This window comes from Streptococcus sp. HMSC072D07, assembly GCF_001814835.1.
In the GTDB taxonomy this organism is placed as follows: domain Bacteria; phylum Bacillota; class Bacilli; order Lactobacillales; family Streptococcaceae; genus Streptococcus.
Window position 1 is genome coordinate 1 of the sequence record NZ_KV818080.1, and the last position, 743, is coordinate 743.

General features: G+C 51.0%; 8 tRNA genes. All 8 read left to right on the forward strand.

What is annotated here, in order from left to right:
• The first annotated feature begins 33 nt into the window (after window positions 1-33).
• Window positions 34-106: transfer RNA gene (locus tag HMPREF2991_RS09130), tRNA-Asp, on the forward strand.
• Window positions 107-130: 24 nt separating this feature from the next.
• Window positions 131-203: transfer RNA gene (locus HMPREF2991_RS09135), tRNA-Lys, on the forward strand.
• 5 nt (window positions 204-208) lie between these two features.
• Window positions 209-290, forward strand: a tRNA-Leu gene (locus HMPREF2991_RS09140).
• A gap of 12 nt (window positions 291-302) precedes the next feature.
• Window positions 303-375: transfer RNA gene (locus HMPREF2991_RS09145), tRNA-Thr, on the forward strand.
• A gap of 27 nt (window positions 376-402) precedes the next feature.
• Window positions 403-474, forward strand: a tRNA-Gly gene (locus HMPREF2991_RS09150).
• Window positions 475-481: 7 nt separating this feature from the next.
• Window positions 482-567, forward strand: a tRNA-Leu gene (locus HMPREF2991_RS09155).
• An 11-nt stretch (window positions 568-578) separates the two neighbouring features.
• Window positions 579-652 (forward strand) — tRNA-Arg (locus HMPREF2991_RS09160).
• A 15-nt stretch (window positions 653-667) separates the two neighbouring features.
• A tRNA-Pro gene (locus tag HMPREF2991_RS09165) sits at window positions 668-741 on the forward strand.
• The last annotated feature ends 2 nt before the right edge of the window (window positions 742-743 follow it).

Genomic DNA, 743 nt, shown 5'->3' on the forward strand with positions numbered 1-743 from the left:
AGGGTCAGCGGTTCGATCCCGTTAACTCCCATAGGTCCCGTAGTGTAGCGGTTATCACGTCGCCCTGTCACGGCGAAGATCGCGGGTTCGATTCCCGTCGGGACCGTTTAAGATAACGGAAGTTATTTTAGACTCGTTAGCTCAGTTGGTAGAGCAATTGACTTTTAATCAATGGGTCACTGGTTCGAGCCCAGTACGGGTCATATTTGCGGGTTTGGCGGAATTGGCAGACGCACCAGATTTAGGATCTGGCGCTTAACGGCGTGGGGGTTCAAGTCCCTTAACCCGCATAATAGAAATCAGCCGGCTTAGCTCAGTTGGTAGAGCATCTGATTTGTAATCAGAGGGTCGCGTGTTCAAGTCATGTAGCCGGCATTTTTTTATATAGAATAAGAGGTCGATGCGAACGTAGTTCAGTGGTAGAACACCACCTTGCCAAGGTGGGGGTCGCGGGTTCGAATCCCGTCGTTCGCTTAGAGAGGCCGGGGTGGCGGAACTGGCAGACGCACAGGACTTAAAATCCTGCGATTGGTAACGATCGTACCGGTTCGATTCCGGTCCTCGGCATATAATGATGAGCACCCTTAGCTCAACTGGATAGAGTACCTGACTACGAATCAGGCGGTTAGAGGTTCGACTCCTCTAGGGTGCATTTTTTTATTTAACGCGGGAAGTAGCTCAGCTTGGTAGAGTACTTGGTTTGGGACCAAGGTGTCGCAGGTTCGAATCCTGTCTTCCCGATT